At 61.8% G+C, this 16,696-nt stretch carries 17 protein-coding genes; 5 read left to right on the forward strand and 12 right to left on the reverse strand.

Annotated elements, in window-relative coordinates:
• Positions 1-205: 205 nt before the first annotated feature.
• The 8 genes from IVB01_RS12380 to IVB01_RS12415 all read right to left on the reverse strand — a co-directional run bounded on the left by IVB01_RS12380 (position 206) and on the right by IVB01_RS12415 (position 7,388).
• Complete coding sequence (locus IVB01_RS12380; protein ID WP_247494577.1) at positions 206-1,828, reverse strand: AAA family ATPase; 1,623 nt, start codon at positions 1,826-1,828, stop codon at positions 206-208.
• Complete coding sequence (locus tag IVB01_RS12385) at positions 1,825-2,193, reverse strand: DUF6074 family protein (protein WP_247494578.1); 369 nt, start codon at positions 2,191-2,193, stop codon at positions 1,825-1,827. Before IVB01_RS12385 ends, IVB01_RS12380 begins: the two co-directional genes overlap by 4 nt.
• Before the next feature lie 93 nt (positions 2,194-2,286).
• The gene (locus IVB01_RS12390) at positions 2,287-2,580 is read right to left on the reverse strand and encodes a helix-turn-helix domain-containing protein (protein ID WP_247494579.1); all 294 of its coding nucleotides are present in this window, start codon (positions 2,578-2,580) and stop codon (positions 2,287-2,289) included.
• A 60-nt stretch (positions 2,581-2,640) separates the two neighbouring features.
• Positions 2,641-3,402 carry a hypothetical protein gene (locus IVB01_RS12395; RefSeq protein WP_247494580.1) on the reverse strand — a complete coding sequence of 254 codons (762 nt, stop codon included), beginning with the start codon at positions 3,400-3,402 and terminating at the stop codon, positions 2,641-2,643.
• Positions 3,399-4,694, reverse strand: a complete 1,296-nt coding sequence (locus IVB01_RS12400) for a site-specific integrase (RefSeq protein WP_247494581.1) — start codon at positions 4,692-4,694, stop codon at positions 3,399-3,401. Before IVB01_RS12400 ends, IVB01_RS12395 begins: the two co-directional genes overlap by 4 nt.
• Positions 4,695-5,281: 587 nt before the next feature.
• Positions 5,282-5,812, reverse strand: a complete 531-nt coding sequence (locus tag IVB01_RS12405; RefSeq protein ID WP_247474468.1) for a septal ring lytic transglycosylase RlpA family protein — start codon at positions 5,810-5,812, stop codon at positions 5,282-5,284.
• Positions 5,813-6,186: 374 nt separating this feature from the next.
• Positions 6,187-6,390 (reverse strand): hypothetical protein, encoded by a 204-nt coding sequence (locus tag IVB01_RS12410; RefSeq protein WP_247277080.1) that lies wholly within the window; start codon positions 6,388-6,390, stop codon positions 6,187-6,189.
• Between the two features lie 758 nt (positions 6,391-7,148).
• Entirely contained in the window at positions 7,149-7,388 is a 240-nt protein-coding gene (locus tag IVB01_RS12415) for a hypothetical protein (protein ID WP_247277081.1), read from the reverse strand.
• Positions 7,389-7,908: 520 nt separating this feature from the next.
• Here IVB01_RS12415 and IVB01_RS12420 point away from each other — a divergent pair.
• Entirely contained in the window at positions 7,909-8,880 is a 972-nt protein-coding gene (locus tag IVB01_RS12420) for an SDR family NAD(P)-dependent oxidoreductase (protein WP_247277082.1), read from the forward strand.
• Positions 8,881-9,132: 252 nt separating this feature from the next.
• Positions 9,133-10,248, forward strand: coding sequence for an alpha/beta hydrolase (locus IVB01_RS12425; RefSeq protein WP_247277083.1), 1,116 nt, complete (start codon positions 9,133-9,135; stop codon positions 10,246-10,248).
• A 13-nt stretch (positions 10,249-10,261) separates the two neighbouring features.
• Here the strand turns inward: IVB01_RS12425 and IVB01_RS12430 are convergent, their stop codons facing one another.
• Complete coding sequence (locus IVB01_RS12430) at positions 10,262-10,768, reverse strand: MarR family transcriptional regulator (RefSeq protein ID WP_247277084.1); 507 nt, start codon at positions 10,766-10,768, stop codon at positions 10,262-10,264.
• 408 nt (positions 10,769-11,176) lie between these two features.
• On the opposite strand from IVB01_RS12430, the gene IVB01_RS12435 reads away from it, so the two are divergent.
• Positions 11,177-12,733, forward strand: coding sequence for a porin (locus tag IVB01_RS12435; protein WP_247277085.1), 1,557 nt, complete (start codon positions 11,177-11,179; stop codon positions 12,731-12,733).
• A 265-nt stretch (positions 12,734-12,998) separates the two neighbouring features.
• Here IVB01_RS12435 and IVB01_RS12440 read toward each other — a convergent pair whose 3' ends face one another.
• The 3 genes from IVB01_RS12440 to IVB01_RS12450 all read right to left on the reverse strand — a co-directional run bounded on the left by IVB01_RS12440 (position 12,999) and on the right by IVB01_RS12450 (position 14,915).
• Positions 12,999-13,502, reverse strand: coding sequence for a GcrA family cell cycle regulator (locus IVB01_RS12440; RefSeq protein ID WP_247277086.1), 504 nt, complete (start codon positions 13,500-13,502; stop codon positions 12,999-13,001).
• 73 nt (positions 13,503-13,575) lie between these two features.
• On the reverse strand, positions 13,576-13,773 hold the full coding sequence (locus IVB01_RS12445; RefSeq protein ID WP_007603456.1) for a hypothetical protein: 198 nt from the start codon (positions 13,771-13,773) through the stop codon (positions 13,576-13,578).
• Between the two features lie 200 nt (positions 13,774-13,973).
• Entirely contained in the window at positions 13,974-14,915 is a 942-nt protein-coding gene (locus tag IVB01_RS12450) for an acetamidase/formamidase family protein (protein WP_247277087.1), read from the reverse strand.
• Positions 14,916-15,083: 168 nt separating this feature from the next.
• Here IVB01_RS12450 and IVB01_RS12455 point away from each other — a divergent pair, with 168 nt between their 5' ends.
• Together IVB01_RS12455 and IVB01_RS12460 are read left to right on the forward strand one after the other, a co-directional pair.
• Positions 15,084-15,851, forward strand: a complete 768-nt coding sequence (locus IVB01_RS12455) for a YdcF family protein (protein WP_247277187.1) — start codon at positions 15,084-15,086, stop codon at positions 15,849-15,851.
• A 55-nt stretch (positions 15,852-15,906) separates the two neighbouring features.
• Positions 15,907-16,689 carry a DUF169 domain-containing protein gene (locus IVB01_RS12460; protein WP_247277088.1) on the forward strand — a complete coding sequence of 261 codons (783 nt, stop codon included), beginning with the start codon at positions 15,907-15,909 and terminating at the stop codon, positions 16,687-16,689.
• The last annotated feature ends 7 nt before the right edge of the window (positions 16,690-16,696 follow it).

Here is a 16,696-nt window from a genome sequence, read left to right on the forward strand (position 1 = left end):
GGCTTTGACGTCGAGGCTGTTTCCCCACACACCGGTGTCAGGCGTGGAGCCGCCCCCTAAAGGGGCGGCTTCCAACGCCCGGGGGTTATAGGGGGTTGGGAGACAGGGGGTTGGAAGGCGGTTGGAAGGCGTTGGTAGGGTGGTTGGCATAGGGGTTGGAAGGGGGGTTGGAAGCCGACTTTTGGCGTTGGAAGGGGGTTGGAAGCTATTCTGAGCTGTTCGCTTCCGCGGGTGCACCCAGCGCGAGGTACTGTCGTCGGCGGCTGGGGGGTCCATCGAACGCCACGTGGATCGCCTTCGCTCTGAGAAGCCGCTCCATGGACGCTTTGAAGGCGCTCTGTCGGAAGCCCCCAGCATCAGGATCGTCGGCAAACACCTTCGGTGCGTAGCTGACTGACGGGGAGGGGCTTACTTTCCTGCCCTGATCGCACACTTGGCCGAGCAGGCGGATGAACACCTCATCGGCCGCGCTCGCTCGTTTCTCGATGGCAGCTGCGCGCTCGGCGTCGGATCCACCATCATCCCGAACAAAGACGCCGTCCACCCACCTGATCGGGATCGTCGCCCCAAGACGCGCGTAATTTACCTTCTTGACTGTGATGGTGCGACGATCCTGGTCGGGCTCTTCGCCGTCGGCCCCCTTGGGACGCTCCACATAGAAGCGCGAGCGGACGGAGTTTGACCACCCTGTCGTGCCCGACGTCCCCGATCCGCTCGCCATGCCGGTGAGCGAAGGGTGAGCGAGGATGAGCGTGGCCATGTCGAATTCCAACGAGAGACTGCGGAGCAGTCCGATAAAGGAACGCGCTTGAACCCGTTGAAGCTCGTCACCTCCGAACACGTCAGCGAGCGTATCGATGATCGTGAGTTTCGGTCTGAGGATAGCCAGTTCCCTTTTCAGCCGTTCAAACAACCGCGTCGGCTTCATGCCGCCTCGTTCGCCGTCGCGGACGGCGAGCAGGGCGTCCTTGCCCGCAAGGGGGAGAATGTGGAGGGCGCCCAACTCCGAGATCTCAATCCCCTCGTATGCGCAAATGCACGCGAGCCTGCGATGAACCTCGTCCAACTCATCTTCTGCCGTCAGATACAGGGCCGGCCCTCGCTGTGTTCGTAGACCGAGCCAGGGTCGGTCCAACGAAACGCACGCTGCCATGTGGAGGGCTATCAGCGACTTGCCGACGGCGCCATCGCCGAAACCTAGCGTGACATTTCGATCAGGCACGAGATGCTCGACAACCGATCGCCTCGGTGGAACCTCCTTGCCGGCGAGATCGGCGGCCCGGACTAAACCCAATCTGGAGACTTCCGGTTCACTAGTGGATGTTTCAGGCGGCTCATTAATCATGTCGTGCTCAGCGTCAGCCGGCCCGTATTGCTGCCACACGTCGATCTCTGAATGAGGCTGTGCGTCGTCAGCCATCAGCGGCTCCTCGATCGAAGTCTCGTTGATTGGCGTGACTTCCGCCGGCATTAACTTCGCAAGACCGCGCGTGATCTTTTCGATTGTGGGTTCGTTTGATCGATCCGTGCCCCATAGGTCGAAGCGATCAGCAACGTCGCGGACGAGAGCCATGACCGCCTCTGCGGTCATCTTGTGCTCGTCATATAGCGGCAGCAGGACGGCGGCGTTCGTCCAGAGAACATCGAGCCGGTCCTCGGGCGCGGCGCCCTGGAGAAGCTGCTCGAGCTGCGAAAGCTCGACTTGCTTCTCTTCGGACTGCGCCGCTCGCGCTTCTCGATGATCTGCTACTACGGTTGCGACCGATCGGGAGACCGGTTCTTCGTCCGTCGGACGAACTGCACGCTTAACCTCGACTGCCAGCGTCATTTCGCTTCTCGCTCGAGTTGATAATGCTCCCCGTAAAGCGCTCGGCCGACGGCCTCGGCGAGTGCGTAGATCGCCTCGCACTCGCAATCGTCGCAATCGATGCCAAGGGTTCTCAGCTCGGCACAGACCTTCTCCAGCTCTCGCGTGAAGTATTTTTCCGCATCAATGTCCGACATCGCGCGCATTGCGCGCGCGTGTCTCTCGACAAGGTGACGGCGATGGCCGAACGGGAATACGACGACCTCTGTTTTCGTTGGGCGCGGCTCCGGTGAGCGCAGCTTGAGTGGAAACCTGATTATGTTGCCCATCCCACTGACCTCGAAGTTGGTGAAAGAGATGCGCCCCCAGGCAGTGAAGCTGAACACCTGGGGGCGCTGTGCCGCGAGCTGTGCGTCCGAGCTCGCGGCGGCTGCGCCTGCGCCGGAGACTGCCTCGGCGCGGCTGCAATTCTGCGTGGTTCAGCCTGGGACGACGCGGCAGGCGTCGCGGAAGGCGTCGAGGTCAGCTTCTTTGTAGAGAATGCGACCGCCGATCCGAATATAGGCGGGACCGGTGCCGGCGCATCTCCACTTAGCCATCGTGCCCTCGGTCATGCCGATGTAGGCAGCCGCACTCTTCGGTTTGTGGTAGCCGGATGGAGCCGGCGTGCTGGCTTCGCGTGCGTGCTCGCGCCTCTTGCCAGTCGAGCCCTTGGGGCGCCCGCGCGTTCGTCGCGCGTCATTCTGGCCCGGGCCGTGGTTAATATGCTGCATGATGAGCTTCCTTCCGCCAACCCAACGAACCGTTGTTGATGCGGAAGAAAGTGAGGAAAACTATTTGGCGGTTCTAGTCCCTGTTCGGGGCTGAAAGGCGAGCTTTAACAGGGACCAATCTTCGGCCGTCGCTTTGGTGAAGATCGCTTTGCCGAGACCACTACGGCCGGAATACTCATCCCAGCCCAACAAGGACCAGCCGGCATTTGCGAACTCCACGAAGGCACCGGTTCTCGCCGTAGGCGGCTGTCGTCCAAACAGGGTTTGCCACAACGCCGCAAGGTTCTCGATGAAGAATTCGGTCAGCGGTTCGCGCTTGCCTATGTCGAGCTTATCCCAATGATCGGAAACGTAGTCGAGACCAGGGAAGGTGTGCTCGATCAGCTCGGCTGCTTCTTCCAGCTTCTCGAAGACAATCTCATCGCGCATCTGCTTCATCAAGAGCGTGGGATCGTACAACCGCCTTGCGTCAGTTTTAGCTCGGCCCCGCTGCACAATGGCGGCGAGCTCTTGCGCGTCCGCGCGTATCTGTCCGAGAAGCGCATGCTTCTTTGCAAGGCTTTTCCGGATGGTCTCTTTGTTGCTCGACCAGTAGCTTGCTCGCTCCCAAGCGGTGATGCCAGCGACGTAGACAGACCTTCTGACAAACGGCAGTTCGCCTTGGAGGCCAGATTTTTTTAAGAGGGTGATCGCATTCGGAGACAGACCAAACCGCGCAATCTGCGCGGTCGCGATCTTGTCGAGTTCGGCGAATGAGTTCGACTTCGCCTCAAGACGCGCACGTCTCGGCAGTTCCGGGCAGGGCGGCAAACGCTTGCTCATTTACGGCGCCCTATTGACCGCACATCGGCGGCGGGGCGAGGTGGCTCGCCCATAGCAGCCGCGATTTCGATTGCGATCCGCTCCGACGCTCGGCGGAGCGGGTCATTGTCGAGGTGCGCGTACTTGGCAGTCGTGTCCGGATGGCGGTGACCGAGCAGCCGACCGATGATCGGAAGTCCTAGATTGGCGCCAGCGCCAACGCTGGCATGGGTGTGGCGGAGATCGTGAATGCGAAGGCCGCCTAGCGCGGCGCGCTTCACGAGCGCGCCCCACGGTCGCTGCAGGTCAGCGCGGGGCTGCTCATCCTTTGCGCCGGCCGACTGTCCAGCGATCACGTATTTCCCGATGCGGGGAAGGTCGGTCAGGATTTGCAGAGCCGGCGCGTTCAGTATGATAGGTTTGCGGCCGGTCTTGCTGTCATCGAGGAAGAGTAGTCCGCGCTCGAGATCGACGTTTCGCCACTCAAGGTGCAGGATCTCCCGAAGTCGCGCGCCAGTGAAGATGAGCAGGCGAATAGCGGCGGCGGCGAACTGGTCGATCTTCGTGAACCTGTTCTCGGGCTTCCGGGCGTGCTTGGACTTCTTCGTGTCGTCGACAAGGTGAGGCAGGCCCGTCGTTTCGGCCTCCCGGAGCGCGTCTCCCAACCGAGACAGCTCCTCCGAGGTAAGGTATCGCTCGCGCCCTTCTTCGCGAAATAGGTCAATCCCCTTGGCAGGGTTGTCCATGCGAATTTTTTGGTCGGTGATCGCCCAAGAGAAGAAGCCCGAGAGAACCTTGATCAGGCGGTTCGCAGTCACCGGCTTCTCCACACCGACATCGCGATGCAGCTTCACCACGTCTGCATCCGTGACGTCCTGAACGCGCTTGGAGCCCAACGCGGGAAGAATGTGCACCCGGAAATACAGATCATAAAGCGCTAGGGTCGATGCCTTGCGATCGACCTTCGTTTCGGGCTTGAGGAAGATCTTCGACAGCTCGCCCACCGTGGGGGCCGCGCGGGCGCTCTGCCTATCCTTTGCCGGGTCGGCGCCCAAGCGCGCGGCAGCCAGGAGGTCTTTCGCAGCGCCGCGCGCTTTCTCGGCGGTTAGGGTGGCGAGTGGTCCCAGTGTCATCCGACGCGACGGAGCGCGCCGGCCACCACCGCCGGCGCGGTATTCGATGATCCACGCTTTCGCGCCATTGGGCGTCACTCTAAGCCCGAACCCGGGGAGATCAGCGTCCCATTCGATAAACGTGATCGCCCGCGGCGCGAGCTCGGCCGCGACCGTCTTGGTGAGTTTCGAAGTCCCCACAGCTGCCTCCGCCAGAGCCCGTGTCGGCACCATGTAGGCACGGCGCGGGGAAAGTCCGGGAAAAGTCAGCTACTCCGATACAAGATTTTTGGCCGAAAAACAACGAAATATCAGATATTTGAGCTATTTTTTGGAATTTCTGTGCAAAGACGAGAAACGCCGGAAAATGCTTAAATTCAATCTGGGAGACTAGGGGTCGGAGGTTCAAATCCTCTCGCTCCGACCATTTTTCTCAACTCATCTGTCGGGCGGATTGACCGTCGGCGTGGAGCCTGCTCCCGGCCGTCACGGATGCGTGGCGACAAGTAATGGGTGGCCCCTTCGGTGGTCGGGAAACAATAACGCCGAAAACAACCCCATGCACAGTAGCGATCTCATTGGAGAATAACGGTTTTCCGAAGCGGTTTGACAGCGGTGGAGAAGAGGCTGCTGAGGCACTTAAGTAGAGGATCGGGGGTGATCGCATTTGCACCATTCGGCGCTGCCGTCGGCCCGCAGAGTAAATGGTATACTGACGAGAACAATGGCGCAGTAGCGTCGGAGTTCTTTTGATTGCAGGCAATTTCGCTTCGACGCCGGTTGTATGTTCACAACACCTCTGCACGAATCTGAGCCACGCCACGATCCGTAATCCCCAAGCTGCGCGCAGCAGCCAGCGAAAGGTCGAGGACGCGACTGCGGACGAACGGACCGCGGTCATTGACTGTCACGATGACGCTTCGGCTGCCGTGAGTGACGCGCAACTTGGTGCCGAAGGGCAGGTGGCGGTGCGCCGCTGTTAGCCGATTACGATCAAACGATGAACCGCTTGCTGTCTTGCCTTTGGGATAAGAATAGTAGGAGGCTTTGCCGGAAATGACTCGATGAGAAGATTGGGCTCCTAAACTATCTTTCGAGGGCTCTTCCGGAGTCAGAGGTTGCGCTTGCTGTGGGGTCGAAGGTTGCGATTGCGTTTCGTCCTTCTTTGTCTGGTCGAGCCCTTCAGGAGCTGGCTCCGCGTGAGCTTTTGGAATGATGGACCACCTATCATCGAAGCTTTGCGCGACAGCAGGAGTCGAGCAGATCGTCATCCAAGCTGGGATTGTCGCAATCGCGATCATTCTACAAAGAACTTGCATGGTCGGCCTCACGCATAAAACTGATGGACAATGCAAACTCATCGGCCTGTGTTCCTGCACCCGCATTCTCGTGCAGACAAAGGTGAATGCATACCGCTGGTTCGATGCCTAGTTCCGAGAGTACTAAGGGCAGCGCAGCAAGCACTTGTTTCGCTGCGGCGCATCACGCCGTAGATCTGCAACCCAAAGACACGAAATTGCCGCGTGCAGCAGCCGCTACTTGGCTTCTACTTCGATAGTACAGTCCTTCGATCTCCAAACTGCTCGGGCTTCGCAATTTGTGTTAGCTGCCACAACGCCCAGTCAGACAAGGTAGAGACCCAACCTTCGGGGCTTGTCGATGCTCTCGCAATGAGCGCTCGCAATATCGACTGCTAAGCGGTTGCTCGCAAATACCCCACCACCATCCGCGTCGTCTCGTCCGCCAGCGTCCTCACCATTTTCTCTGGCAGCATCTCGGCCTGGTTCAGCACTGTGTTGTGTGCGACCGCTTCGATCGCGCTGACGCAGATGAACGTCGCAAGGCCCGGAGCGATCTTGCGCATCTCCTTGCGGTGGCTTTCGAGATAGGCGCGCACGAGAACGTGGACAATCGCGGTTGAAGGCTTCGAGGTCCCTCAGCTGGCCGGTGCGTGGGATCTGCTCGGCGAGGACGCGGTGCAGGTTCGGGTCGATACGGTGGCTTCGATTGCCTCATGCATGGAACTACCATTTAGCTCCTTGCGAAATGCTCCGGCACATTTGGCGCGCGGGCCGCAGCGATGTTTCGCTGCGGCCATCCTCGTCAAGGCTCGGGTCAATCGGCGACCCTCTCAACTCTCATTGCGCACGTGACTTCTTCGTCGAAGTCGGCGGCTTTGCTGCGCCGCCGCTGCTCGGATTGTCATAGTGTGCCGAGTTACGTCCCCCTCCCGGCTTGCCATCCATTTTGCCCGCGGATACTGGCGATGTCATGAAACCCGCGGCGACTACAACACATCCGAAGGCAAGGATCGTAAACAGGGCAACAGCTCTTACTATTGACATTGATTTCTCCGATCCAAAATATCGCCACGACAAACGTGGCTTCGGCAGCCTACTCCAGGCCTATTACACTGGCGAGCGTATCTTGAGCCGGATCGATTACGTTCGTAGCCAGAGCGTGCGAGGACTCAGCCGTCGGCCTGCTGCGATTGGTTGTTGCTGACCGCAGCGGTCGCTTTTGCCAGTCACGGTCAGCATCTCGCTGACTTTCCCACGTAGCAAACTCGTTTGAATTCTTCGTAGGAGCTCGGCGCTAACAGTTCGTGCGGTGTGCGCCTCCGGGGCGTTTCCTCGACGTCGTAGTTCTACGGGCCTAGGCGTGGCCCTTGATCTCGTAGTGACCAGGCACGCATTTGTAGCGCTCGAGGCGCCAGTTGGCGCGATAGATGGGATGCTCGCCCATCCATTTCGCGAGCGGGGCCTGTGCGCCGATCGCGCATTGCATCATCGACATCTCGGGCGTCATGTTGCTGTCGGTCACGATTTCCTCGACGCAACTGCTTGAGCTGGCTGCGCTTAGCCGGCAGAGCACGGCAACGACGGTCACGAACATTCCTGTCACCTCATCGGTTATTTCTGACCACGAAGAGGATGCAAGCGGAGTGCCAGAGCCTGTGAATCGCAAGAAATACGCTGGCCTGGGCCGGACTTGCCCCAGCGTATGGAATCGATTTGACGATTCGGATTGTAAAAAAATTCCCGCTAACACGAAGCCGGACAAATACGGGGTCAGCCTCAGCGACGGGCGGATTGTGGGCTATCGCATACGGTTTTGAGCAGTCTTGCGCGTCGTCCTTGAGACGACCACTTCACGCGGTCTGCTCAGGATGAGGCTAACGGCATTGGTGCTCGCTCAAGCTGCTGCCGCGCACCGCTCCTCATCTCGACCGCGGTGACCTCGACGAGGCTGCCGATGCCTTCATGTGAATAGTCCGCGGCCCGAAATCACCGGCGTCGAATGATCGCGCCGATGCGCTTTTACCTGCCGAGCGACGCTGCTACATTTTACGCGGCGCCCCGCAGCGCGGGCAGCTCTGAAGAAACATACCGACAAGGGGAGGGACCGAAGTCCCATGAAGGATTTTGCAGGAAAGATCGCAGTCATCACCGGCGGAGGCACGGGAATGGGGCGCGAGCTCGCACGGCAGCTCGTGGCCGAGGGCTGCAACGTTGCGATGTGCGACGTCTCGGAAGCCGCGATGGCCGAGACCAAGCGGCTCTGCGAGGTCGAGAAGCTGCCGCAAGGCCTGCGCGTCACGACGCATGTCGCCGATGTCGCGATCGAGGACCATCTGAAGCGTTTTCGCGACGAGCTCGCCGAGCAGCAGAAGACGGACAGGATCCATTTGTTGTTCAACAATGCCGGCATCGGCGGCGGCGGCAGTCTGTTCACCAACACGCGCGAGCAGTGGGAGCGCACGTTCAACATCTGCTGGGGCGGCGTCTATCTCGGCGTGCGCACCTTCCTGCCGATGCTGGTCGCCGCGGACGAGGCGCACATCGTCAACACCGCGAGCGTCAACGGCTTCTGGGCCTCGATCGGCATGAACCAGGCGCACACCGCCTACAGCTCGGCGAAGTTCGCGGTGAAGGGATTTACCGAAGCGCTGATCAACGACCTCCGCCTGCACGCGCCGCACGTCAAATGCTCGGTGGTGATGCCCGGTCACATCGGCACCTCGATCGTCTCCAATTCGCGCAAGGTGCAGAGCAGTGACGGCTCGGACCGGCTCAATGCCGACGAGGTCGCGCTGACCCGCAAGCGCATGATCGCGGCCGGCGTGCCAGATGCCGACAAAATGACTGAGGAGGACATCCAGGCGGCGTTTGCCGAGCGCGCCCGCAGCTTCCTGGAGGATGCGCCGACGACGGCGGCCGAGGCCGCGAAGACCATTCTCGACGGGGTCAAGGCGGAGCGATGGCGCATTCTCGTCGGCGAGGACGCCAAGCGCCTGGACGAGCGCGTGCGCGCCGCGCCGGAGCAGGCCTACGACCGCGCCTTCTTCGAAAGTTTTACGCAGGAGGTCGGCTGGCGGCTCGGTTGAGACCGCCTGTGAGCGGGGTGCCAATGTGGGTATGATGATCGTCATGGCAAGAGGTGCTCAGGCAATTTTGTGTGCCACCTCTTGCCAATGTGACGTCCGCATCATGACCGATCGGTATGTCACGCATGCGACACGACAATGTTCAAGCGATGGTGATCTCGAACGGCTTTCATTTTGGTCGCGGCTGCTTGGTTGGGGACCTGAAATAGTTTAGTCAACCAGGCGTAACGCGACGATAGAGCGTAGCTCCCGATGATGCCCGCATGCCTCTCCGACGACTGGACCCTCTGCCCGGAGCGAGAGGACATCTCCGCTGAATTCACGCGGCTGCTCACCGCCGCCCAGGAGGGCGGCGCCACCATCGCCGAATGCCTGATGATCGCGCGGCAGCTGAAGCGGGGCGACGGCCGCTCCTGGCACCGCGAGTGGAAGAAGCTGGCGCAAGCCAATCGGCAGCGCGCCGAGGCTGCCTCCGCAGAAGGCCACATGGCGAGCGCACGGCGCAACTGGCTGCGCGCCATGAACTACTATGGCGCGGCGGCGATGCCGCTCGAGCAGGACGACGAGCGCCGCTGGGTCGCTGTGCTCGCAATGCAGGAATGCGCACGCAGCTACCTTTCGGCGCGCAGCCCGGTCGGCGAAGTCGTGACCGTGCCTTGGCTCGACGGACATGCGCTGCAGGGCTACTTCCTCCCTGCGCCGACGGGAAGCGGGCGGGCTCCGACCGTGATCTGCATCGGCGAACCCGGCCACCGCAAGGAGGAATTTCTCTTCAAGCTCGTGCCACATGCGTGCGAGCGTGGATTCTCGGTGCTGGCGCTGGACCTGTTCGGCGATCAGCGCGACGATTATATCGATGTGCTGTTGCGGCGCCGGGATCTCGAGAGCGCGATACCGTGCGTCATGGACTATCTGGAGACGCGCAGTGACGTCGATTTCGCGCGCGTTGCAATCGTCGCGGATGGCTGGGGCTCTTCGTTCGTGGCGCGCGCGGTGTTGCAGGAGCCGCGGCTTGCCGCCGCCGTCTGCGACGGCGGCCTGTGGGACCTGCACGAGCGGGCCTTCTTCGCCAGCCGATTCGCACTGAGCGACGTCAGCATCGTGCCGGTGCCGCATGCGCCGCTGATGGCTTCCAGCATCGACTGCCCTGTGTTGATCACGCTCGGCGAGGATGGCTGGCTCAAGGCCGACCGGGCGCGTCAGATCGTCCAGAGCTCCCGTATTGGCAGCTCGTCGGATGTCATGTTGAAGGTGTTCACTGCGGCCGAGACTGGCGCGGCGCAGGCCCATGCGGACAATCCGAGCCTTGCCAACGAATACATCTTCGACTGGCTCGAATCGCGGCTCGGCGCAACCGGCCAGATATGATCTAAAGCGCGCGTCAGAAATCGAGTGTGAGGCGGACGCAGGCCTTCTCGAGGCGGGACTTCAGCATTGCGAGCTTGGCGGTGAATTCGGTGAGCTCTTGCTCGTCGAACTCCTGGAAGACGAATTCCTTGATGGTCTTGTACTGCTCGTTGAGGCTCGCCAGGTGCTTCTGTGTCTTCTCGGTCAGGGACAGCCGGACCACCCTGGCGTCGGTCGGCGAGGGCCGACGGCGCAACAGGCCCTTTTTCTCGAGCAGCTTGGACTGGGTGGTGACGAACGACGGATCGACGTGGAGAAGCTTGGAGACGACGTTGACCGGAATGCCGTCGTCCTTATCGAGGTCGGAGATGGCCATCAGGATCAGCCATTGCGGGCCGCTGATGCCGAGCGTCCTCGCCCAGAACTGACGCAGCTCCTCCAGATACATGTTGATCGAAGAGATCTCCCAGGTGAAGCGCCTGATGATATCCAGATTGCCGACGGAGCGCAGGCGTGAACCCTCTTTCCTCGTTGCGGACACAGCGTCACTCCCGGTGAACTGATTCTTCAGGCCAGTGTTCGTAGCAGGCCATAGTCCACGCAAGCCTGTCCTGACGCAAGTGCAGAGCAGGGTAATTTTGTCACTAAAACTACAAAGATGATCAGCTCAGTTGATTGCTCCTTGAGCCGTCGGTGTTGCGCGCCGGGCACAGGTTCAGCAAAACCAAAAAGCTGATCTAATAAACTATTTTGATTACCGAACGACGCAGGCATATTGATCCATGACGGTGGGGGGTTCTCGATCGTCCCGTTGCAGGTGGTTCGCTCACGTCCCTCGCTCGAAGCGGGTGTGTCCGAAAGCGCAAAGCGGCCGAGCGGATTTGAGAGACGGAGATCTGGGGGGCCATACGGTCTGGTCTCCGTAAAATGAGCAACTTGGAGGTTTTAAATGAAACTGGTGAAGAGCCTTTTGCTCGGCACTGCGGCGGGTCTGATCGCCGTCGGTGGAGCCCAGGCGGCCGATCTTCCGGTCAAGGCCAAGGCGGTCGAATACGTCAAGATCTGCACGCTCTATGGTGCGGGTTTCTACTACATCCCAGGGACCGACACCTGCATCAAGCTGGGCGGTTATCTGCGTGCTGAAGTCGCCCTCAACGCGGGCGGCAATTACAGCGCCCAGTACAACGGCGTCTTCGCGGCGAACAACCGCTTGACGAACTACTACTCGATGCGCGCTCGTGAAGATCTCAACATCGACACGCGCACCGCGACCGAGTACGGCGTGGTCCGCACCTATTTCGACGCGGTCTTCACCTGGACGACCGGCAATTATGTCGGCACCGGTTCGGGCACGGGCGCCACCCAGTACAGCGGCACCCTCGGCCTCAACGCTGCGGGCACGGGCCTCGTCGGCTCCTCCAGCGGCAACGTCAACGGCACCGACGGCGGCATCTCGGGCGGCGCGCTCGGCGTCTACTATGCCTTCATCCAGTTCGCCGGCTTCACGATGGGTAAGGCGGTATCGCAGTTCGACGCGCCCTGGGTCAACTATCCCGGCAACAACTTCGACCAGTTGGTCGGCGGCAGCGGCTCGACCAACGGCGTCGCCCAGTTCACCTACACGGCCGATTTCGGCCAGGGCGTGACGGCGACGATCTCGGCGCAGGACCAGACTCAGTTCTTCACGACCAACCTCTGGAACACGGCGGGCATGAGCACCACCGGCGTCCTCGGCGGCGCCTACGGCTCGAACGACATCGGCGGCACCCGATCTCCCGACCTCGTCGGTATGGTCCGCGTCGACCAGGCCTGGGGTATGTTCCAGGCGTCGGTCGCCGCACACGACAACCACGTCGGCTATTACGGCGCCACTGAAGTCACCGGTCATCCGGAAGACAAGTGGGGCTGGGCCGTCCAGCTCGCTCTGTCGATCAAGAACATTCCGACCGGCGCCGGCGACGTGATCAATCTGTCCGGCGTCTACACCGAGGGCGCGAGCCGCTACAACTTCCAGTCGCTGGCAGCGACCAGCTACTCGATGTTCGGCAGCTCGAACGCCGCTTATCAGAGCATCGGCTTCGCCGGCGTGTCTGACGCGGTGTTCGGCCCGGGCGGCAACCTCGAGCTGACCAAGACCTACGGCTTCCGGGGTGCCTACACCCACAACTGGAGCCCGTACTGGAACACGGCACTCTATGGTGCGTGGGCTGCGGTCAACTACAACGGCACCGCCAAGGGCCTGATCTGCGGCAGCGCGGCGTTCGCCACCCTGACCGGTACCTGCAACCCGGACTTCAACATTGGCCAGGTCGGCGTCATCACGCGCTGGACGCCGGTGAAGAACCTGACGTTCTCGGCTGACTTCACCTACAGCCATCTCGACCAGAAGTACTCGGGCGCGATCACGACCGGAGCACTGACGACTGTCGCCAAGCCGGCGGCCACCTACGAGCTGAAGGACCAGGACACCTACAGCCTGCTGCTGCGCGCACAGCGCAACTGGTAAGCTCGGTCTTCGAAGATGAAGCAGCCCCGGCGGGAAACCGCCGGGGCTTTTTTACAAGGAGGCGGTTCGGAATCGGCAGCCTCCCACGCAGTCGATGAAGACGTGCTATGCGATTCAATCGCCTCAGATTTATTTACTTACCTGAGTTACTAAGCTATATAGCTCTCAGCCGATTACGAAAGTTGCGGCTCTTGGCTTCACGCTAAGCCTCCAGAAACCTCCGGTGATGCCCCACCGGAGGTTTTTCGTTGTGGGAGTGCCTGTTTCAGCCGCGGATAGCGCGGGTGCGTGAGTTCGGCCGGTAGGCGAGGCGGCTGTGGCCGCCGCAGTAGGATTGGCCCTCCGGCGCAGCATTGCCGCAGAAGCAGAAATCGTCTTCGCCCGGCGTCGAGATCGGCCAGCGGCAGCGATTCTCAGACAGCTCCAGCAGCGAGCAGCGGTTGCCGTCGTCGATCGGCTCTGCAACCACGGGCATGCCGGTCTCGCCGTAGATCGTGGCGAGCATCTCGTATTGCAGCCGCGGGACGGCCCTCGACGCGCGCGCCGGCGCAAAGCCCCTGTCGTGAACCTTGCGGTCATCGACCGTCCGGCCCCGCGTCAGATTCAATCGGGACAGCTTGCCGATCACGGCGTTGCGGCTGACGCCGATGTCGGCGGCGATCTCTCGGCAGGAGAGGCCGGCGTCGAAGTGCCGCTTCAAGAGTTCAATGCGTTCGTCGGTCCAAGTCGGTGAAGCGGTCTGAGAAGGAGTCGGGGAAAGAGCAGGCATGTGTAACGGTCCCAGGTTGCAGATGTCGGCCATCCGCCTCTCGAGATCGGTCCGCCTCACGTCAGGCGCGCGCTCACGTCCTGCCATTGTCGCGGATCGACAAAAGCCCGTCCTTGATGGCGAGACGGATGCCTTCCTCGATCAATGTCCGCGCAACGCCGGGAACGCTCGTGCCGTGGGTGCCCTGTCTCACCAGTTTCTCCAGATAGGTGATGGTCGAGAGCGCCAAGGTTACGGGAATGCGGTCAGTCTCGGCTTTTTCGGTGGCCATGGCCCGAACGCTAGCCTCTTACTCGGGTACATAAAAGTAACGATTAAGACTCTATTTAGGTTCGGGGGTGCAAGTCAAATCCGGGCCAGACCGGTATGTCAGCCCGTTGGAATCGCTGGAGAAGTTCGGGCATGGCGCGGCACGTCGCCCGAAAGCCGGGCGGCGGCGTGGCGTCACCACATCAGGAGAGGCGCGCCGGCTCAGCCGTGCACGATCGCCTTTTCGATCATGCAATGGATACCCTTGGCGCCGTTAACGGTCTGCGTCACCCGCAGATCGGCGGCCAGGCTGCACAGCGTGTAGGCGTCCTCACGCGACAAGTTTCGCGTCTCGCCGAGCAGCGCGATCATGTCGCGCAGCGCGCGCACCACGCACTGGTCGAGGTCGGGGTCCATCGCCATGGTCATGTAGTGCGTCGCCGTCTCGGCGCGGGGATAGTCGAACTTGAGATCCTTGCGCAATGTCAGGCGGAAGCGGCCCCGGAGTGCAGTCTCGATCGCGGTGACGCAGACCTCGCCGTCGCCTTGCACGCCGTGCCCGTCGCCGCAGGAGAACAGCGCGCCCGGCACGAACACCGGCAAATAAAGTGTTGCGCCCGCGCCGAGCTCCTTGTTGTCGAGATTGCCGCCCATCGCGCGGGGGACCAGCGAGGAGATGCGGCCCCAGGCCGGCGGCGGCGACACGCCCATCACGCCGAAGAACGGTTTGAGCGGCAGGTCCAGACCCCATGGCATGCGGCCGGTCATCCGCGTTCGGTCGAGCGGGATGTTCAGGATACGCGTCGCGTGGAAATCGTCGGGCAGGGTGCCGGACAGCGGCTTGATCATGTTCCAGCCCCAATCCTGCCGGAGCTCGACGTCGAGGATCTCGACCGCGAGCACATCGCCGGGCTCGGCGCCTTCGACCGCGATCGGACCGGTGAGGATGTGGCCGGGCAGCATGCGCTCGTTCCTGGCGTGAACCTCCAACATCTCCGGCGGAATGTGAAACTGATTGCGGTCGGGCAGCATGTCCGGACCGCCGCTGATGGTGTCGATCGTCACCTCGTCGCCGCTGGCGATGGTGAGGACAGGCCTGAGCGCGGCTTCGAAGAAGCCCCAATGGCAGGTTTCGGGGCTGGAATGCAGGTGATGATGGGTCATTTGCCGGGTCCGGTTGGTTTCATCGGCCGCGGGCTTGACCCGGCGATCGATCCTCTTTCAAGAAGATTTCTGAAGAAGGCCGGGCCGGTCAAGCCCGCGCATGACGGGCACGATCATTCCAGCGAGGCTCTCCTGTTTTTCGCTCTTTCCAAGACCCTTGGTGTCGCGCTGCTGCCGATCAATCTCCTGGTCGAGCTTGGGATCGTGTCTGTCGTGCTGATGGCGACGCGCTTTGCCGCGTTCGGCCGCAAGCTTGCCGCAGTCACGCTGGTTCTGCTGGCGCTCGCAGCGTTCTCGCCGCTCGGCAATCTCTTGCTCTATCCGCTGGAGTCGCGCTTTGCGCCCTGGGATCCGTCGCGCGGTGCGCCCGACGGCATCATCGTGCTCGGCGGCTCCGTCGACACCGATCTGTCGGCGGCTCATCGCACGCCGGTGGTCGCGCACGCGGCCGATCGTCTGTTTGCGCCGGCCGAGCTCGCGCGCCGCTATCCCAATGCGCGTATCGTCTTCACCGGAGGCACGTCGAACCTGGTCTCGACCGTCGCGAGGGAAGCTGATTACTCCGCGCCAGTCCTGGAGAATGTCGGCATAGCGAAGCAACGCCTGATCCTCGAGCGGGACTCCCGCAACACCTGGGAGAATGCCATCTTCACGAAGCAATTGGTGTCGCCGAAGCCGGGCGAGCGCTGGCTTCTGGTGACGTCGGCCTTTCACATGCCGCGCTCGATGGGGATCTTTCGCAAGGCCGGATTTGACGTCGAAGCCTACCCGGTGGACTGGCGAATGGGCGGGCGTGACGATCTCTTTTCCTTCACCAATATGGGTGCGGACGGGCTTGGCCGAACCGACGTCGCCGTGCGCGAGTGGATCGGCCTCGTGGCCTACCGCCTGATGGGCAGGACCGGCGAGTTGCTTCCGGGGCCCACCAAGGACTAGAACGAGAGCCGCAAACAACAACAGGCGGCGCGCGATCGCCGGACCGGAGGACGCCATGCAACAGCAGAGCGCGGATAGGATCGACCTTGCTGCACTCGTCGCCGATCTCAACAGCCTGCTCCGGCTGAAGACGACGGTGATCGGCATGAAACTGTTCGCGCGCGCCGCGGACATGGAGGCGATCCCAAAAATCCGGCGGCCGAACGCGATCCACACCACCGACCAGATCGTCAGCATGGCCGCGCGTCTGGGATGGACCGTCGGCATCACCGCCGACGATCTCGTGGGTGCGCAATGCCGCGCCGTGATCGGTCTTGCGCCGCAGGATGATAAATGGCTCGCGGGCGACAGTTACGTCGGGGTGTGGCACGGCACGGCGGAAGATGCACGCAAGCGCCAGGAAGCGCTCGATGTGGTGCCGTTCGGGCAATATCAGGCGCTCGCCGTCAGCCCGCTCGCGAGCGGCAGGCTCGATCCGCCCGACATTTGCCTCGTTTACGCGACGCCCGGGCAGATGATCATCCTGATCAACGGGCTGCAATATACCGGCTACAGGAAGTTCGAATGGGGCGTGGTCGGGGAGACCGCCTGCGCGGATTCCTGGGGGCGGGCGCTCAAGACCGGCGAGCCCAGCCTGTCCTTGCCATGCTATGCCGAACGGCGCTATGGCGGCGTGCCGGACGAGGAGATGCTGATGGCCTTGAAGCCCTCGCACCTCGCCAAGGCAATCGAGGGCATGAAGGCGCTGGCTAAGAATGGCCTGCGCTATCCGATTCCGCCCTATGGCATTCAAAGCGACGTCCGTGCCGGCATGGGCGTGAGCTACGCGAAAAAGTAAAGGCCGA

Origin of the sequence: Bradyrhizobium sp. 164, assembly GCF_023073715.1 — a bacterium.
GTDB lineage: Bacteria > Pseudomonadota > Alphaproteobacteria > Rhizobiales > Xanthobacteraceae > Bradyrhizobium.

Bases quoted from the DNA above. Each gene is read 5' to 3' on its own strand.
- IVB01_RS12380 (WP_247494577.1), bottom strand. From the start codon at position 1,828: ATGACGCTGGCAGTCGAGGTTAAGCGTGCAGTTCGTCCGACGGACGAA.
- IVB01_RS12390 (WP_247494579.1), bottom strand. From the start codon at position 2,580: ATGCAGCATATTAACCACGGCCCGGGCCAGAATGACGCGCGACGAACG.
- IVB01_RS12395 (WP_247494580.1), bottom strand. From the start codon at position 3,402: ATGAGCAAGCGTTTGCCGCCCTGCCCGGAACTGCCGAGACGTGCGCGT.
- IVB01_RS12405 (WP_247474468.1), bottom strand. From the start codon at position 5,812: ATGCAAGTTCTTTGTAGAATGATCGCGATTGCGACAATCCCAGCTTGG.
- IVB01_RS12415 (WP_247277081.1), bottom strand. From the start codon at position 7,388: ATGTTCGTGACCGTCGTTGCCGTGCTCTGCCGGCTAAGCGCAGCCAGC.
- IVB01_RS12420 (WP_247277082.1), top strand. From the start codon at position 7,909: ATGAAGGATTTTGCAGGAAAGATCGCAGTCATCACCGGCGGAGGCACG.
- IVB01_RS12425 (WP_247277083.1), top strand. From the start codon at position 9,133: ATGATGCCCGCATGCCTCTCCGACGACTGGACCCTCTGCCCGGAGCGA.
- IVB01_RS12435 (WP_247277085.1), top strand. From the start codon at position 11,177: ATGAAACTGGTGAAGAGCCTTTTGCTCGGCACTGCGGCGGGTCTGATC.
- IVB01_RS12440 (WP_247277086.1), bottom strand. From the start codon at position 13,502: ATGCCTGCTCTTTCCCCGACTCCTTCTCAGACCGCTTCACCGACTTGG.
- IVB01_RS12445 (WP_007603456.1), bottom strand. From the start codon at position 13,773: ATGGCCACCGAAAAAGCCGAGACTGACCGCATTCCCGTAACCTTGGCG.
- IVB01_RS12450 (WP_247277087.1), bottom strand. From the start codon at position 14,915: ATGACCCATCATCACCTGCATTCCAGCCCCGAAACCTGCCATTGGGGC.
- IVB01_RS12460 (WP_247277088.1), top strand. From the start codon at position 15,907: ATGCAACAGCAGAGCGCGGATAGGATCGACCTTGCTGCACTCGTCGCC.